We start from the raw sequence: 16,025 nt of genomic DNA on the forward strand, positions 1-16,025 counted from the left end.
AGCACATCCCAGGTTGATCAAGAAGCTATCCAAGTTTCCCCATAATGACGGCAGTGTCGGACATACGATTGGAAAACCCCCACTCGTTGTCGTACCAGGCAGCAACCCGGCAAAGGCGACCTTCAATAACTTGAGTTTGAGTCAAATCAAATATGGAGCTTGCTGCGTTATGATTAAAGTCAGAAGACACCAAAGGTTCATCGTTTATCTCCAAAATATTTTTAAGACGCTGGCTATTTGCTGCTTTAGCTACGCTCTTATTTATTTCTTCGATGGTCGTTTTACGCTTTGCCGTAAAGGCCAGGTCAACCACNGAAACATTTGCTGTAGGCACCCGAATTGACGTTCCATCAAGCTTTCCCTTTAACTCTGGCAATACCAGGCCTACGGCTTTTGCCGCCCCGGTTGAAGTCGGGATCATCGAATAGGCAGCCGCTCGAGCGCGGCGCGGGTCTGGATGCAATGTGTCTTGCAGCCGTTGGTCGCCAGTGTAAGCGTGGATAGTTGTCATATAGCCTTGCTGAATACCAATTGCTTTGTGAAGAACAGCAGCTACTGGGGCTAAGCAGTTTGTGGTGCACGAGGCGTTAGACACAATCCTATGGCTTTTGCGTAATTTGCCATCATTTACACCGCGCACAACTGTAAGGTCTTCACCTTGAGCGGGGGCGGAAATTAATACCTTTTTCGCGCCTGCAGCAAGGTGTTGTTCCGCATGTATACGCTTAGTAAAGATACCTGTGCACTCCATGACTACGTCAATGCCAAGCTTTTCCCATGGTAACTTGGCTGGGTCGCGCTCCGAGAAAATTTTAATATTCCCTTTTCCAATATTAATCCCAGTTTTAGTAGTTCTAACTTTTCCTGGGAATGGTCCGTGGATGGTGTCGCGCTGCAGTAGCAATGCATTGGCATCAATGCTTCCAAGATCATTGATTGCAACGAATTCGATATCTTTCCTTCGGCTTTCAAAGGCAGCTCGCAGAACGAGCCTTCCAATCCGTCCAAAGCCGTTGATTGCAACTCTAGTTGTCATTAGTCAGGTGTTTCCTTTCGCAATTGTTTGAAATTAAAATTTCTCAGAAATGACTTTGCTTATATGTTCAGCACTCAAGCCGAAGTGGTTGTACAAGTCTTGAAACGGGGCCGAGGCGCCAAAACTATCCATGCCAAAGAACAAACCCTTGTTGCCTAGCCAACGATCCCNCCCAGGCCTGCTGCCTGCTTCTATTCCAACTCGCAGAGCATCCCTGCCCAGAAGCTCTTCCCGTTGGTCTTCTTGCAGTGTCTCTAGGAGCTCCCAACATGGCATGGAGACCACTTTGGTCCAGATTTTAGCATTTTCCAAAATTGTTTGGGTCTTGATGGCAAGGTTGACCTCAGAGCCACTGGCAAGAATGGAAACTTCGCACTTGCCCCCGGCGGGTCTTATTTCGTAGGCGCCTGTGGTGCAAAGATTAGAATTTTTGTCAGTCTCACGCAAATCGGGGACATTTTGTCGGGTAAGTGCAATTACGGAAGGTCCTGACTTTCGGCCGAGGGCTAACATCCAGCACTCGGCGGTCTCAGCTAGGTCAGCCGGACGGAAAACAGCGAGGTTTGGGATGCTGCGGAGNGCAGAAAGATGTTCTACCGGTTGATGGGTTGGGCCGTCCTCACCTAGTCCAATCGAATCATGGGTCATGACATAGATCACCCGAAGGCCCATGAGCGCCGAGAGCCGAATAGCCGGACGAGCATAGTCCGAGAATACTAAAAAGGTGCCGCCGTATGGTATCAGTCCTTTATGGAGGGCGATTCCATTCATCGCNGCTGCCATAGCATGTTCCCGCACACCATAGTGGATGTAACTGCCTGAGAAATCACNCCGGGTTATGATAGACATGTCCTTGGTCTTGGTATTGTTGGATCCTGTCAGATCGGCTGATCCTCCCACGATAAGATTTCCCGCCTCCGCGTTGATAGTCTGTAACACTAACTCCGATGCTTTGCGGGTGGCCATCGCCCCATGTTTCTTAATCTGTTTGTTAACTGAATCAGCGAGGGTTTCAGTTAGATCATCAGGCAACATCCCGTCCAGAGAGGCTTCAAACAGGGGTAACATTTTTGAAGCTTTTGCCCGTTCATCCCATTCTTTCCTTTGTTTTATTCCCCTTGAGCCAATTTTCCGCCACTTGGAGAGCACTTGGTCAGGCACCTCNAAGGGGCCATGGGTCCAGCCCAGCTCTTTTCTGGCCGCGTTGACTTCGTCTTTGCCGAGGGGTGCCCCGTGGACGGCCGCCGTGCCTTTCTTTGTCGGAGCCCCTTTTCCGATAATCGTCTTACAAGCTATGAGNGATGGCCTCGGGTCTCGTTCCGCTGCGGCCAACGAGATAGAAATGGCATCATTGTTGTGTCCGTCGATGTGCTGAACATGCCATCCAAGCGCAGAGAACCGAGCTAGTTGGTCATCCGAAGTGGTTAGGCTGGTCGGCCCATCAATTGAAATACNGTTATCATCAAATAGTAGTGTCAGTTTAGACAGTTGGAGGTGGCCCGCCAGGGAGGCGGCCTCGTGGCTAATGCCCTCCATAAGACACCCGTCTCCAGCAAGTACATACGTGCGGTGGTTAACTAGATCACTGCCATAACGAGCGGCCATCATTTGTTCCGCTATAGCCATTCCCACCCCGTTTGCAAATCCCTGGCCTAGGGGGCCAGTGGTCGTCTCTATTCCTTTGGCCATGCCATACTCAGGATGCCCTGCGGCATTGCTTCCTAGCTGGCGAAAATTCATCAGCTGTTCCAAGCTCATGTCCGAATAACCGGTCAAATAGAGGAGTGAGTAGAGCAGCATTGAACCATGTCCAGCCGAAAGAACGACCCTGTCCCGGTCAGCCCACTCTGGTTGAGAGGGGTCAAACTTAAGAAAATCGGCGTATAAGGTGGTTGCCACGTCGGCCATTCCCATAGGCATTCCTGGGTGTCCGGATTGCGCCCGTTCGACAGCGTCCATCGAGAGAACGCGAATAGCGTTTGCCAATTGGGATAAATTCACTTCAGCATCCTCTCCATGATTCGGGTCAATGTGTGCCATTTGATCCAGCCGATTGCAGCAAAGTTNTNNCTGACTTTNCTTTTGTTCTAGTGAATAACACCCGTAAGNGAAAGGGTGAGCCGTATAACCCANGCACCNTAACCGCATCTTGCGGTGGGTCAACTCTCCATGCTTTCAAATGGGCACGCGGGCGAGTTGACCTAGCTCGTTGGATGGTTTTATCCTAGACTTCTATGGGGATTTGATATCGAAGCCGGCTGGCTAATGGAGACTAATTGGAAAATGGATAAATTAGAAGCTGCTGCTGGGAGATTTTCGGAGGCTTTGAGCCAGATGCAGAAGTCGCTTGAGGCGGCTGCTGAAAGAGCGGGGGNTGCAGTCCGGAAGTCAGATGAAGAGCTTCACGCGGCTAATGAGGAGATAGCCCATCTTAAGAAACTCCTTGCGGAATTGGAGGGAAAACACGAGAAGCTGCGTGCCGTTGCTGAGAAAGTGTCCATCCGGATTAATGATGCGACAATGAAAGNGCGTAGCTTGGTGGAAGGCTAGGCCATGCCAGAAGTATCCATACAAATCAACGAGCGACAATACACCGTGGTGTGTGAGGAAGGTCAAGAAGATNACCTAATTAGGCTCGGTCGGTATGTCGACAAACATGTTAAAGAGCGTGCAAAAACCGTTGGAGATTCACGGCCAATTGGGGAAGCCTACCTTCTTGCTATGGTCTGCCTTGATATTGCTGACAAACTCTCAGATGCTAATGANCTTGCTCGTGCGACGAAAGATGCAGCATCAGATTCTGTCTTGGAGCAGTCAGCAGAAGCCTTGAACCGTGCCGCCATCAGTGCGGAACGCATGGTGGAGCAATTGGATGCCATCACGCGATCTCACGATAACAATGGTTAGAAGTCTTGCATTAAAAAGGTACGCATGAGTTGATTTCGGANGAAGACAGTCTAGAGTGACTGTGGGCGAGTACTGCGGATCTCGTTAGTGCCGATATGTCCCTGGGCCAATGACGTCCATTAGGGAGCCGCCTCTGTCTTCGGTGTGCCGTTGGCATGTGGCGCCCACCTGCACCAGCAGGCCACAGTGGACCATAGGGCCGACGGTTCCTGCGGTCTCGTCTATTGGGAAAACAGTCCATATAGAAGTGATGTAGCCATTGGCAGGGAATGAGAGTTGTTACAGCAAACATAATCTGCGCGAAGAGTGTCGCCAAGTGCGCCAAGAGCGGCATGGATGCGGGACGGGACGCGATGGCCGAGAGCTTGCCAACATATTTTTGCAGAATATCGACATTAAGGACCCGGTTAAGGTTTCAGGTTACTGGCCTATTCAGAGTGAGATTGACGTCCGGCCTTTGTTGTTATCCCTGCACAGTCTTGGCCATACCCTGTGTCTCCCAATTGTTGTAGCGCCGGCAGCGCCTTTAAAATTTCGGCAGTGGTCTCCTGGTGATGGGCTTAAAACTGGTCCCTTTAACACGTTGGAGCCGCACGAATTTCGACCCCAAATAAATCCAAAGGTGGTAATAGTCCCTCTTCTGGCATTTGATAGCAGAGGGAACAGGTTAGGTTATGGAGGTGGCTACTATGATAGGACACTTAGTGCCCTTAATAACGATGAGGCTAAAATTATAACGATAGGGGTTGGCTACGAGGTGCAGCTTTTAGATTCAATTCCAGTTGATCAGGATGATGTCGCCTTGGACTGTATAATAACAGAGGAAATGTATAGGGAATTTAGGCACTCACGGGTGTACAAGTAAGGGGGCTAAATTGCGCTTGCTGTTTTGTGGGGATGTTGTAGGCCAGCCAGGCCGGACTGCAGTTTGTCGCCTAGTGCGGCGCGCAAAAAGTGAGTTGGCTGTAGATTTTGTCGTAGTGAACGGAGAGAATGCGGCCGGAGGCTTTGGCATAACCCCAGCTATTTGCGAAGAGTTTTTCTCGGCTGGGGTTAATGTAATAACCACAGGCAACCATGTGTGGGATCAAAGAGAGATAATTTCGTTTATAGACTCTGAGCCTAGATTGCTTCGCCCNCATAATTATCCTGATGGAACCCCAGGGTCTGGTGCCAGTTTGTTTACCCTGGCATCGGGCCTCCGGGTTGTGGTCGTAAATGTTATGTTAAGACTTTTCATGGATCCACTTGATGACCCTTTTGCTTGCGTTGAGCGCTTTGTTCAAGGGCACAAATTGTGCAAAACTGCTGATGCAATACTGGTGGATGCCCATGGCGAGGCTAGTAGCGAGAAACAGGCCCTGGGGCATATGCTTGATGGCCGTGTTACCATGGTGGTAGGGAGCCATACTCATGTGCCAACTGCGGACGCCCGCATACTTCCAAAGGGAACCGGCTTTCAGACCGACGCCGGGATGTGTGGAGACTATGACTCAATTATCGGTGGGGATAAGGGCTCGTGGCTGAGGCGTTTTAAGTCTCGCATGCCCGTCGGGCGCGTTTCTCCTCCCCGTGGGTTAGGAACTGCCTGTGGTATTTTGGTCGATGTAAATGGAAGTAATGGACTTGCTGCAAAAATTAGTCCCATCGTCCAAGGGCCGTATCTGAGAGAGTCTTGGCCAAAATGAAAAGAGGCCGTGCCCAAATGTTGCCACATTAGTTTGGTAACCGGCTTGGGGAGTGGTAATATGTTTGGCTCGGCTTTAGGGGAAAATTGAGCCAAGTTTATAATCTTGATGAGAAGGTTCTAAAACATCTGACATGGCTGGGCACTCACAGTTTAAGAACATAATGCATAGAAAGGGTGCGCAGGATGCCAAGCGTGCCAAAGTTTTTGCAAAGCACTCTCGTGAGCTAACGGTAGCATCGAAAGCGGGAGGGATGGATCCCGGAATGAATGCTCGCTTGCGCACGGCGATATCTGCAGCGCGGGCAGTGAATATGCCAAATGCAAATATTGAAAGAGCAATAAAGCGAGGAGGTGAAGGCGGGGAAGGAACCGATTTTGTAGAGGTCCGCTACGAGGGATATGGACTAAATGGTGTAGCCGTTATCGTTGAGGCGCTTACTGATAATAGAAATAGGACTGCTTCGGAAGTTAGGGCGGCCTTTACTAAGCACGGCGGCAGTTTAGGTGAGACGGGCAGTGTCTCGTTTCTTTTTGAGCGGGTTGGTTTTGTAGAATATCCATCAGATGCNGCAACCTCGGAGGAGATTTTTGAAGCTGCACTAGATGCGGGAGCGACAGATGTTGAAAGTTCGTCTGAAGGCCATGAGATAAGAAGTGACACGGCTGATTTTAACCAGGTGCGAGAAATGCTCGAAGAGAGGTTCGGGGCGGCGGGATCGTCTGGGCTCCGATGGATACCACAGACTACTGTCTCGCTAGATGAAGAGTCCGCGCGTAGTTTGCTCAGAATGGTTGAGCTGTTAGAGGAGAGTGACGATGTGCAGTCAGTGCACGCCAATTTTGAAGTTAGTGGTGAAGTCATGGAAAAACTCGGTTCTTAAACTATAGTGGCTAGCAGAAAAAGATTGATAGGCTTGGATCCTGGATTGCGAAGAACAGGGTGGGGCATAGTGGATTTTGACGGCATTACAATCAGTTATGTCCAATGTGGCATTATATCTCCGCCCGTCAGTGGTTATATGTCTGAGCGGCTAGCCTTTCTGCATGAAAGTTTGCTGCGGGTGTTAAAAAAATGGCAGCCTGAATCGGCTGCTGTAGAAGAGACGTTTGTGAATAAGAATGCTGCATCAACCTTAAAGTTGGGCCAGGCAAGAGGCGTTGTAATGTTGACTCCTGCATTAGTTGGTTTGGCAGTAGCAGAATACCACAATAGAGTTGTAAAGCTCTCCGTTGTTGGTACGGGTCGTGCGGCGAAGCAACAAATACACGTTATGGTTAAGCATCTTCTTCCAGGGGCGGATCCCGNGAGTGAGGATGAGGCAGATGCGCTTGCCATAGCGATTTGTCATGCTCACCATAGTAGCTCGAAGGTAGAAGCTCTGGGCGCAGGGGTGNACAAATGATTGCTAAATTGCGCGGGACAGTTGACTCTGCTGGTGAGGATTGGCTCATTTTGGATGTTGGGGGAGTGGGGTATTTATTATTCTGTTCTGTAAGAACGATTGCCGCTTTGTCCAATCAAAACGAGATGGCTACTTTATTTGTGAGCACCCACGTCCGCGAAGATCATATTCATCTCTATGGTTTTTCCGAGGAGGGCGAGCGGGAGTGGTTTTTGTTGTTGCAAACAGTTCAAGGTGTTGGTGCCAAAGTTGCTTTAGGAATCCTCTCGGCCTTGGAACTTCATGAATTGCATATGGCCGTTGCATCGGGGGACCATTCTCAATTTCGACGTGTCAGCGGTGTAGGGCCAAAAGTNGCAAACAGACTTGTTGTTGAACTGGCGGATAAAGTTGAAGGGCAGCGCTTCTCAATTGAGGCCTTGGCCACTGAATCCTCGACGAATGTGGCGGAGGGTTCTATGAGAGAGGCTGTTTCAGCTCTGGTGAACTTGGGTTACGGGCAGGCAGAAGCTCGAGCTGCAATTCTTGAGGCTTCACGAAGGGAGGATATCGCGGATGACTTGTCTTCTCTTATTCATGCTGGGCTCAGGGGGCTTGCGAGGTGAGCGAGAAGAGTGCGAGTAGGGCGGTGAGTGGGTCCTCACAGGCAGGGGAGGTTGTAGAACAATCACACAGGCCTCAAAATTTCATCGATTTTGTCGGCCAGGGAGACNTTTGTCAAAATCTTACAGTGTTCATAGAGGCCGCTCACCAGCGTTCGGCTGCCTTAGATCATGTTCTCTTGTCCGGTCCTCCAGGCCTAGGAAAAACAACCCTTGCCCAGATAGTGGCGAAAGGGCTAGGTGCCGGCTTTAGAATGACATCGGGGCCGGTAATTGCGAAACCTGGTGATTTAGCGGCGTTGCTTACGAACCTGCAGCCACGAGAAGTCCTATTTATCGATGAAATTCACCGCCTCAGTCCGCTGGTGGAGGAGATTCTGTATCCTGCCATGGAAGACTTCCAATTGGACCTAATGATAGGCGAGGGACCGGCCGCTCGTTCGGTCCGACTAAGTCTGCAGCCTTTTACCTTAATTGGTGCCACTACCAGAGCGGGGCTTCTTACCACCCCCCTCCGGGACCGTTTCGGCATTCAATGCAGGTTAGACTTTTATACCGAGGAAGATTTAAGGGAGATCGTGCGGAGGTCTGCGGTCCGTTTAGGTATTCCATTGACAGATTCAGGGGCTCTGGAGATTGGGAAACGATCGCGGGGAACGCCGCGTATTGCTGAGCGATTGCTGCGGAGAGTGCGAGACGTTTCTCTCGTAGAAAAAGTTAGTGAGATAGATGTTCAGGCGACGGAGCGGGCGTTGGACAGGCTTCGGGTTGACAGGGCTGGATTGGACGAGATGGATAGAAGGTATTTGAAGACCATTGGAGAGAAGTTTGATAGTGGCCCCGTTGGCGTGGAAACCTTGGCGGCAGCTTTGTCGGAGGAGCGTGTTACCATCGAGGATATTATTGAGCCATATTTGATGCAGGAAGGTTACGTTCAGCGTACTCCCCGCGGTAGAGTAATTACTCGGGCGGGTTGTGAGTGCATAGGTTTGAAGTACAAAAAGGGCGACGCCGAAGGACAATCACGATTGCCTCTCGAAGGGATGTCTAATGAAGATTAGGGCGCCCGATGAGGTTGCTACTTCAGTTCATATTTTTCCTGTACGTGTATACTATGAAGACACGGACGCAAGCGGCATCGTGTACCATGCTAGCTATCTGCGTTTTGCTGAGCGGGCTCGTACTGAATTGCTCCGGGATCTTAACTTGAACCAGAAGCAGCTTGCTATCGAGGAGAATTTGCATTTTGTAGTCAGGTCTTGCGAAATACACTATTTGTCGGCTGCGAAACTAGATGATGAGTTAGTGGTTGAAAGTCATATAAGCATGGTTCGTGGAGCAAGCCTTAAGGCTAAACAAGTTATAAGGCGAGCAGCAAAAGATTTAGTTCGGTTAGATGTGTTGGTCGCATGCGTTAACAGCTTGGGCGGACCGGTGAGATTACCGCAACGTTTGCGGGTTTCCCTTGCTAGTTACCTGTGCGATATGTAGGGGAGCGAAGCAGATGGCAGCAGTAGATTCGGGTTCTTTGAACGGCACCCATTTGGCGGATGATTTATCCATTTGGGGTCTCGTGGCACAGGCTGATTTGGTTGTGCAGATTGTTATGATTGTTTTGGTTGTATCTTCAGTCTGGTGCTGGGCTATTATATTCGACAAGGCACGATATTTCCGCAGGCTGCGGCAGCAAGCCGAGGAATTCGAGGAACTTTTTTGGTCCGGCGGTTCGTTAGAAGAGCTTTATGATAGGATAGGCGACGCTCCTGAACATCCNTTAGCTGCACTATTTGTTGCTGCCATGAAGGAGTGGACACATTCGGCTAGACGGGGGCTTAGCCCCCAGGATGGAACGGCCCAGGCTAACCTTCAGCGAAGAGTTGATAGAGTGATAAATGTTGCCTTGGCCAGGGAAATGGAGGTTTTGGAAAAATATATGGGCTTTTTGGCGACCGTTGGTTCTACTGCCCCATTCGTCGGACTTTTTGGAACGGTTTGGGGAATAATGAATAGTTTCCAGGCTATCGCATTTACCAATAACACGTCGTTAGCAGTGGTGGCTCCAGGGATAGCGGAGGCGCTTTTNGCTACGGCATTGGGGCTAGTCGCAGCTATTCCTGCTGTCGTGGCGTACAATAAGTTGTCTAATGATCTTGGAAGGTATGGAGGGAGGCTCGAGACTTTTGCGGGAGAGTTTGCAGCATTACTTTCGAGGCAGTTAAGCGAGGGCTCTATCCGGTGAAGGCCTCTGGCTATACTTCTGCCAAGAGGTTGGGGCAAAGATACCNGCCAATGGCAGAGATTAACGTGACCCCATTTGTCGATGTAATGCTTGTATTGCTGGTAGTTTTTATGGTCACCGCTCCCCTCCTNACTGTGGGTGTAAAGGTTGAGCTTCCTCAGGTTGAGGCTGAGGTAATTCAGGGTAATGATGAACCTCTTACGGTTTCGATAAATGATCTTGGCCAAATCTTTGTGCAGGAAGCTCCAGTTGAGCCTTCTGAATTGGTGCCTCGGCTAAAAGCGATAACGGGGGAGAACGCTGACATAAGGATATTCGTACGTGGAGACGAGAAGGTTAACTATGGTCTGGTAATGGAGCTTATGAGTTCTATCAATGTTGCAGGGTTTAGTAAGGTTGCTCTTATCACCAAAATGCCAATGGCGAAGGATAATGCGGTTAAATGATGCCCAAATCACTAATGTTGTCAGGTGGTTGCCATTGCGTAGCAGTACTAGCCTTGTACCTTGGAATGCCTCATTTATGGACGGATGAGCCGGTGGACGAGAGGGTTGTGATAGTGGAGTTGGTTTCAGTGGCCGAGGATCGTAATCTTCCCAGGCTGGCTCCGGCTCCAAAAGACGAAAATGGTGTCAATTCGGGTAATACCTCAGTTTCGCCTCCTCCGCCCCCTCCGCCTCCTGCCTCCTCCAGACCTGTTGAGGTTGCGTTGGCGGAATCGGCTATCCCGGTTATTAGTCCCCCCCAAGTGCCGGAGAGTGTTGAAGGTATCCGAGATGACCCGGGACTAGACTTGCCCAGAGACGTTATCCCGCCGGAGGTCAAGCCCATAAAGCGCCCAAGAGTCGCTTCTTCCATCACCCCACCTGACGAAAGAACAAAACCCGATCCCTTTGCCTCGGTACTTAAAAGTGTTGAAGAGTTGAAAGAAGGTCAGCCAAGCTCGCAGGATGAGTTTGAAGAGGAGGCTTCGGATCCGATAGAGGAAATTTTGGCCAAGGCTGATACTGAGTATAGTGAAACTGCTCCGTTGAGCATGACGGAACTGGATAGTATTCGCCATCAAATACAAAAACACTGGAATCTTCCAGCGGGTGCACGAGATGCTCATAATATGAGGGTAACACTCAGCATCGCGTTGGGCATAGATGGTACAGTGTTAGACGTAGCAATCGTAAATTTAGGTCAGGCAAAAACAGATACTTTTTTTCGGGCCATGGCTGAGAGTGCGGTGAGAGCAGTGTGGAAAACTGAAAAGATCAGATATTTATCTCCAGACAAATACCATCTGTGGCGCGATATGAAACTTAACTTCGATCCTAGTGATATGTTTGGATGAACTTCGCAAAAAGGGATGTACCAATCATGAATCAAAAAGTCCTCTTCACATTGGCTGTTGTAGTATTAGCCTACACGGGTTTGTTCAGAATGACTGGGTCGGAAGTCAGGTCGGAAACAGAAATAGATATAACCCGGGGGACAGNAGANCCATCACCTATAGCGGTTACAAATTTTCATGCGGTTGACCCAAGCGCAGTAATTTTAGGGACTGAAATCTCTACTGTAATAGCGGATAATCTTGAGGGTTCGGGTCTTTTCCGTGCTATTGATCAAGGAGCCTTTCAGCAGAAACCAGAGGAGCTTCAGCAAATTCCGAGGTTTGTGGATTGGAGGCAAATTAATGCTGAATTTTTAGTTTCTGGCATGGTTGAGGTTGGGTTAGATGACCTAGTAAGTGTGGAGTTTCGTTTATGGAATGTGGTATCCGAACAATACATGGTGGGAAAGCGCCTAAAGACACCGAAGGCAAATTGGCGCAGGGTTGCTCATCTTATTTCCGACGAATTGTATACTAGGGTAACTGGAGAGGGCGGGTATTTTGATACTCGGATTGTTTATGTTGCCGAGTCTGGCCCCGCCGATAATCGGGTGAAGCAGCTTGCTCTCATGGATCAAGATGGTGAAAATCATCGATATTTGACTGATGGTAGGCACATGGCGCTTACTCCAAGGTTTTCCCCTACCTTACAGGAAATAACATACCTTTCTTACTTTAATGATAAGCCACGAGTTTACATCTATAACATTGATACCGGTAAACAAGAGGTGCTTGGCGATTTTCCAGGAATGACATTTGCACCTCGTTTTTCGCCCGATGGGANCAAAGTNATTATGTCTATGGCTAGGTACGGGAACTCTGATATTTATGTTATGGATCTTCATACTAGGGTTGTAGAAAAACTGACGGATCACCCAGCTATCGAGACAGCGCCCTCATTTTCTCCGGATGGCCGGAAGGTGACCTTTGAGTCGGATAGGTCAGGTAAGCAGCAAATCTATGTTATGGATGCGGTGCCGGGTGCCGAGCCCAAACGCATTAGCTATGGCGATGGTAAATATGCTACTCCAGTTTGGTCGCCTAGAGGGGATTGGATCGCTTTTACCAATATTTATAGGGGCGTATTTTATATAGGTGTAATGCGACCTGATGGAACCGATGATCGCAACTTGGCGAAAGGATTTCTNGCAGAGGGTCCTACGTGGGCACCCAATGGGCGCCTATTGATGTTTTATCAGCAAGAGCGTCCAACGGGAGAAGGTTCAGGCGATGTAGGTCTTTATAGTGTAGACATTTTGGGGACAAATTTGAGAAAAGTAAGGACCCCAATGAATGCTTCAGACCCAGCATGGTCACCCTTGATTCCCTAGGTTTTTCAAACTAGTATTGTGGCGCTGGTAGGGTTATATGGCCACGGAGTTGGCTTGCTGGCAAGAGGGGGCTGGATTGGCCTAAGAAGAGTGCTTTGCGGTCTAGCGGAAATTTTGGGGAAGACAGCCATGGAGGTCGGACTAAATGCAGTCTAAATTGCTAACCTTATTTGGGATTCTGCTGATTGTTGCCGGTTGTGAAACTGCCACAGAAGAGACTATTGAGAGCGGNGGTGAAGGGGCGGCAAGTACGGTGGCAGGTACGGATGTTGTTGGTGCTGATACTAGGAGCAGCATAGTTGAGTCGGGGAATGTGGTCGCCGCAGAGGTGGCTGCTGTGGATCCAGTCATATCGTTTCAAGAAAAACTCGTTCAGCAAGCTGGAGACCGGGTGTTTTTTGACTTTGATAAGGCTGTTGTGCGATCTGATGGTGAAGAAACCTTGAGAATGCAGGCGACATTTCTTAAACAAAATCCTGGGTTAACTATGACTATTGCGGGTCACTGTGATGAGAGGGGCACGCGGGAGTATAATTTAGCACTGGGAGAGCGTCGAGCCAACGCGGCAAGAAATTACCTTATATCCTTAGGAATATCTCCTGGGCGATTGTCAACAATTTCCTATGGGAAAGAGCGACCAATCGTTCTCGGACATAATGAGGCGGCGTGGGCACAAAACCGGGTAGGTGTTTCCCAAGTAGATTAGGGAGCGATGCTTGGGTTTCGCCTGTTGTAGGAATATCTGCGGGCTAGNTTTTGTGGGGCTGTGTGACACAGAGTTTTGCNGGGTCCGGGGCTAGTGACATTGACGCCTCGATGTCGCACTTATTTTTGCCATAATTTTCGTGTACGCGACGCCTTGCTAATTAGGCGAGGGTGAATGGATGGGTACAGTGGAACATATCAAGAGAATTCTGGTTCATGGTTTTTCCCGTGGGGCGCAGTTTCGAAGCTTTTGGCATAGAGGCGTAGTTCATGTCACCCGAGTAGGGGCCTCGGGAATTGCAGTGTTTTTATGCCTTGGTGTTGTCAGTAGTAGTGGGGTTATTGCGCAACAAAATAATGATCTAGAGTTTCTGATTGCTCAAATCAGCCGTCTTTCAAAGGATATTACAGGCATCCAGCAACGTTTGGCTAACGGAGATACGATCGCTGGCGATGCTGTGGGGGGATGGTCGCCAACAAACCATGAAACACGCCTTAGCGAATTAGAGGAGCAAATTAGGTCTTTAACAGGCCAGGTCGAGGAGGCTGGTCACGGGGTTACACAGACTATCGAGGCATTGAACTCTTTGACCCAGGATCTACACGCTCGGTTGCAAACAATGGAGGAAAGATTGTCCTCGGTTCAACGGAACGGGATTTCCCAGGACCCGGCGCCTTCTGCAGTTAGGGCACCAGGTGTGGTAGATGAGGAGGTCATCGCGATTGGCGATGGCGATCCCTCGGATATAGCAGTGGTGGCAAAAGACCCTAATATGGAAGTATATGAATCTATGGAGGTACTTGGAGAAATCACTTCTGGAGAAACCATCGTCGGTTCATCAAATGGAGAGCTTGATTCTCTTTCAATGGAACCTAGTGCTGAGGCAATTGAGGAAAAGTTGACTGCTGAGGAATCCTATGCGGCAGCCTACGGACTTTTGTTAAAGAAACGGGACTATGTGAGTGCTGAGAAAGCATTGAAAAGCTTTATCGAAGAATATCCAGAACATAGTTTGGCAGGGAACGCCTATTATTGGTTGGGTGAGACTTTCTATGTGCGAAACAACTATGTGGGGGCCGCTAAGGCCTTCGCGAATGGCTATGATAAATTTCCAGAGGGGGCTAAAGCGCCAGACAATCTCTTAAAGCTCGGCCTTTCTTTGAAGGCTATGGGTAAAAACGATGATGCGTGCACCATTTTTGGAAAACTGACTAACAATTATCCGGAGGCCCCGGCTGTTATCGTTACGCGGCTTAACCAGGAATGGGTTGAGGCAGCCTGTTCGTAAAATAGGAAGAAGGTATTGTATTCCTAGCCCTTTACCTCTGACAGACAGGGAATTTTCGAATCTAATGTCAGCAATGGGTCCGTTTGAGGCTCGGCCGACCATCGCAGTTGGTGTATCCGGCGGACCGGACAGCCTTTGTTTAGCACTGCTTCTTAAGGCATGGGCGAGAGAAGTTGGCGGTGCGGTGATCGGATTGATTGTNGACCATAGGCTTAGACCGGAGTCCGCATTCGAGGCTTCTAAAGTGCGAGCTTGGTTGACCAACTATGGGGTCGAATCGCGAACATTAGTCTGGGGAAATGAGCCTCTAAAAAGTGGCCAGCAGGCCAGAGCGCGAACTGCCAGATATAATCTTCTGATAGATTGGTGCAGAACTGCTCATGTTTTGCACCTGGCGTTGGGGCATCATAGGGATGATCAAGCAGAAACCCTATTAATGAGGAGAGAAAGGTCCAGTGGTGAATATGGTCTTGCAGCTATGCCGGCAATACGAGAGCAGGGATCAGTCCGGCTTATAAGGCCATTTTTGGGAGTTTCTGCTTCAAGGCTACGCGCTACCTTGCGAGGCCTGGACCAGGAGTGGGTTTGTGATCCATCTAACTATGACCCCAAATATACCCGATCCCGAATTAGAAAGTCTCTACTTAGTGAGCCCACAGACCTCCGGACAAGGAAGTTATCCCAATCNGCGAGGATGTGTGCGAAGACCCGCAACGTGACAGAACAAAAAGTTTCGAAGCTTCTTGTAAAATCTACGCAGATCCATTCAGAAGGTTACGCTGTGGTTGATATTGGACAAGTATTGTCCCAACCTCAGGAGCTAGTCTTCAGGGCGTTATCGAGCATCATCTGGTCGCTGGGTGGTCACCTTTATGCTCCAAGACAGGCCAGTGTAGCCAGGCTGGTTGACAAGTTGAAGCGGCAGCGGGTTCTGCCAGGCTACACTTTGGGAGGCTGTTTTCTTCGGTCTTTGCGAGATAAGCTTTTTGTTTGCAGGGAGCCAATAGCTGCTAGGGCATCATTAGATATTAGAACAGGCGCCAAGGTGCTTTGGGACTCAAGATTTCTTGTTGAACTTAAGGGGGAGCCAACTGGCAAACCTATGGAGTATAAAGTCAGGGCTCTCTCAAAGGATGGGTGGCAAATTCTTCGAAATCATATTTCATCCAAGAAGGCTGCTGGTTTTNGTATCCCCTTTTTTGCTGCATATGCTCTTCCGTCCCTTTGGTCTCTTGACGGGTTGGTTTCGGTGCCCCATTTAGACTATGTGGACCACGGCAATAATGACAGCCGGGCTATGAGCTTTCACGCGGATTATAGGCCGAGTCGGCCTTTGGCGGGCGCTTTATTTCAGGGTATAGGGTGTCATGTGGCTTCTAAAACGATTAAGTGACCTTTGTTGCCCAACGGTGGTATATTGCTAGGGTTTACCCGTANGAATGGAG

The 16,025-nt window shown here is 49.4% G+C and carries 18 protein-coding genes and 1 other RNA gene; 17 read left to right on the forward strand and 2 right to left on the reverse strand.

Annotated elements, in window-relative coordinates:
* Window positions 1-25: 25 nt before the first annotated feature.
* Together gap and tkt are read right to left on the reverse strand one after the other, a co-directional pair.
* The gene (gap, locus tag CMM32_00540) at window positions 26-1,036 is read right to left on the reverse strand and encodes a type I glyceraldehyde-3-phosphate dehydrogenase (GenBank protein MBT05396.1); all 1,011 of its coding nucleotides are present in this window, start codon (window positions 1,034-1,036) and stop codon (window positions 26-28) included.
* A 33-nt stretch (window positions 1,037-1,069) separates the two neighbouring features.
* Complete coding sequence (gene tkt / locus CMM32_00545; protein ID MBT05397.1) at window positions 1,070-3,076, reverse strand: transketolase; 2,007 nt, start codon at window positions 3,074-3,076, stop codon at window positions 1,070-1,072.
* Between the two features lie 225 nt (window positions 3,077-3,301).
* Here tkt and CMM32_00550 point away from each other — a divergent pair, with 225 nt between their 5' ends.
* The 17 genes from CMM32_00550 to tilS all read left to right on the forward strand — a co-directional run bounded on the left by CMM32_00550 (window position 3,302) and on the right by tilS (window position 15,973).
* The gene (locus CMM32_00550; GenBank protein MBT05398.1) at window positions 3,302-3,586 is read left to right on the forward strand and encodes a hypothetical protein; all 285 of its coding nucleotides are present in this window, start codon (window positions 3,302-3,304) and stop codon (window positions 3,584-3,586) included.
* Between the two features lie 3 nt (window positions 3,587-3,589).
* Window positions 3,590-3,943 carry a hypothetical protein gene (locus CMM32_00555; protein ID MBT05399.1) on the forward strand — a complete coding sequence of 118 codons (354 nt, stop codon included), beginning with the start codon at window positions 3,590-3,592 and terminating at the stop codon, window positions 3,941-3,943.
* Window positions 3,944-4,009: 66 nt separating this feature from the next.
* Window positions 4,010-4,164, forward strand: a non-coding RNA gene (gene ssrS / locus CMM32_00560) — 6S RNA.
* Between the two features lie 74 nt (window positions 4,165-4,238).
* Window positions 4,239-4,808 (forward strand): 5-formyltetrahydrofolate cyclo-ligase, encoded by a 570-nt coding sequence (locus tag CMM32_00565; protein ID MBT05400.1) that lies wholly within the window; start codon window positions 4,239-4,241, stop codon window positions 4,806-4,808.
* Between the two features lie 10 nt (window positions 4,809-4,818).
* A complete protein-coding gene (locus CMM32_00570) occupies window positions 4,819-5,631 on the forward strand; it encodes a metallophosphoesterase (GenBank protein MBT05401.1) in 813 nt (270 codons plus the stop codon).
* Between the two features lie 133 nt (window positions 5,632-5,764).
* Entirely contained in the window at window positions 5,765-6,514 is a 750-nt protein-coding gene (locus CMM32_00575) for a YebC/PmpR family DNA-binding transcriptional regulator (GenBank protein MBT05402.1), read from the forward strand.
* Window positions 6,515-6,520: 6 nt separating this feature from the next.
* Window positions 6,521-7,036 (forward strand): crossover junction endodeoxyribonuclease RuvC, encoded by a 516-nt coding sequence (locus CMM32_00580; protein ID MBT05403.1) that lies wholly within the window; start codon window positions 6,521-6,523, stop codon window positions 7,034-7,036.
* Window positions 7,033-7,641: a Holliday junction branch migration protein RuvA gene (locus tag CMM32_00585; protein ID MBT05404.1), complete on the forward strand. Its 609-nt coding sequence runs from the start codon at window positions 7,033-7,035 to the stop codon at window positions 7,639-7,641. The genes CMM32_00580 and CMM32_00585 overlap by 4 nt, the downstream gene beginning before the upstream one ends.
* On the forward strand, window positions 7,638-8,699 hold the full coding sequence (locus CMM32_00590) for a Holliday junction branch migration DNA helicase RuvB (protein ID MBT05405.1): 1,062 nt from the start codon (window positions 7,638-7,640) through the stop codon (window positions 8,697-8,699). Before CMM32_00585 ends, CMM32_00590 begins: the two co-directional genes overlap by 4 nt.
* Window positions 8,689-9,129 carry a tol-pal system-associated acyl-CoA thioesterase gene (gene ybgC, locus CMM32_00595; GenBank protein ID MBT05406.1) on the forward strand — a complete coding sequence of 147 codons (441 nt, stop codon included), beginning with the start codon at window positions 8,689-8,691 and terminating at the stop codon, window positions 9,127-9,129. Before CMM32_00590 ends, ybgC begins: the two co-directional genes overlap by 11 nt.
* Window positions 9,130-9,142: 13 nt before the next feature.
* Window positions 9,143-9,877 carry a protein TolQ gene (tolQ, locus tag CMM32_00600; protein ID MBT05407.1) on the forward strand — a complete coding sequence of 245 codons (735 nt, stop codon included), beginning with the start codon at window positions 9,143-9,145 and terminating at the stop codon, window positions 9,875-9,877.
* Between the two features lie 50 nt (window positions 9,878-9,927).
* Window positions 9,928-10,323 (forward strand): protein TolR, encoded by a 396-nt coding sequence (gene tolR / locus CMM32_00605; protein MBT05408.1) that lies wholly within the window; start codon window positions 9,928-9,930, stop codon window positions 10,321-10,323.
* The gene (locus tag CMM32_00610; protein ID MBT05409.1) at window positions 10,320-11,216 is read left to right on the forward strand and encodes a hypothetical protein; all 897 of its coding nucleotides are present in this window, start codon (window positions 10,320-10,322) and stop codon (window positions 11,214-11,216) included. Before tolR ends, CMM32_00610 begins: the two co-directional genes overlap by 4 nt.
* A gap of 26 nt (window positions 11,217-11,242) precedes the next feature.
* Entirely contained in the window at window positions 11,243-12,586 is a 1,344-nt protein-coding gene (tolB, locus tag CMM32_00615) for a Tol-Pal system beta propeller repeat protein TolB (GenBank protein ID MBT05410.1), read from the forward strand.
* Window positions 12,587-12,731: 145 nt separating this feature from the next.
* Window positions 12,732-13,292, forward strand: coding sequence for a peptidoglycan-associated lipoprotein (gene pal / locus CMM32_00620; GenBank protein MBT05411.1), 561 nt, complete (start codon window positions 12,732-12,734; stop codon window positions 13,290-13,292).
* Between the two features lie 178 nt (window positions 13,293-13,470).
* Complete coding sequence (ygbF, locus tag CMM32_00625) at window positions 13,471-14,580, forward strand: tol-pal system protein YbgF (protein MBT05412.1); 1,110 nt, start codon at window positions 13,471-13,473, stop codon at window positions 14,578-14,580.
* Window positions 14,581-14,644: 64 nt separating this feature from the next.
* Window positions 14,645-15,973: a tRNA lysidine(34) synthetase TilS gene (tilS, locus tag CMM32_00630; GenBank protein MBT05413.1), complete on the forward strand. Its 1,329-nt coding sequence runs from the start codon at window positions 14,645-14,647 to the stop codon at window positions 15,971-15,973.
* The last annotated feature ends 52 nt before the right edge of the window (window positions 15,974-16,025 follow it).

Source organism: Rhodospirillaceae bacterium (genome assembly GCA_002728255.1).
Classification (GTDB): domain Bacteria; phylum Pseudomonadota; class Alphaproteobacteria; order UBA7887; family UBA7887.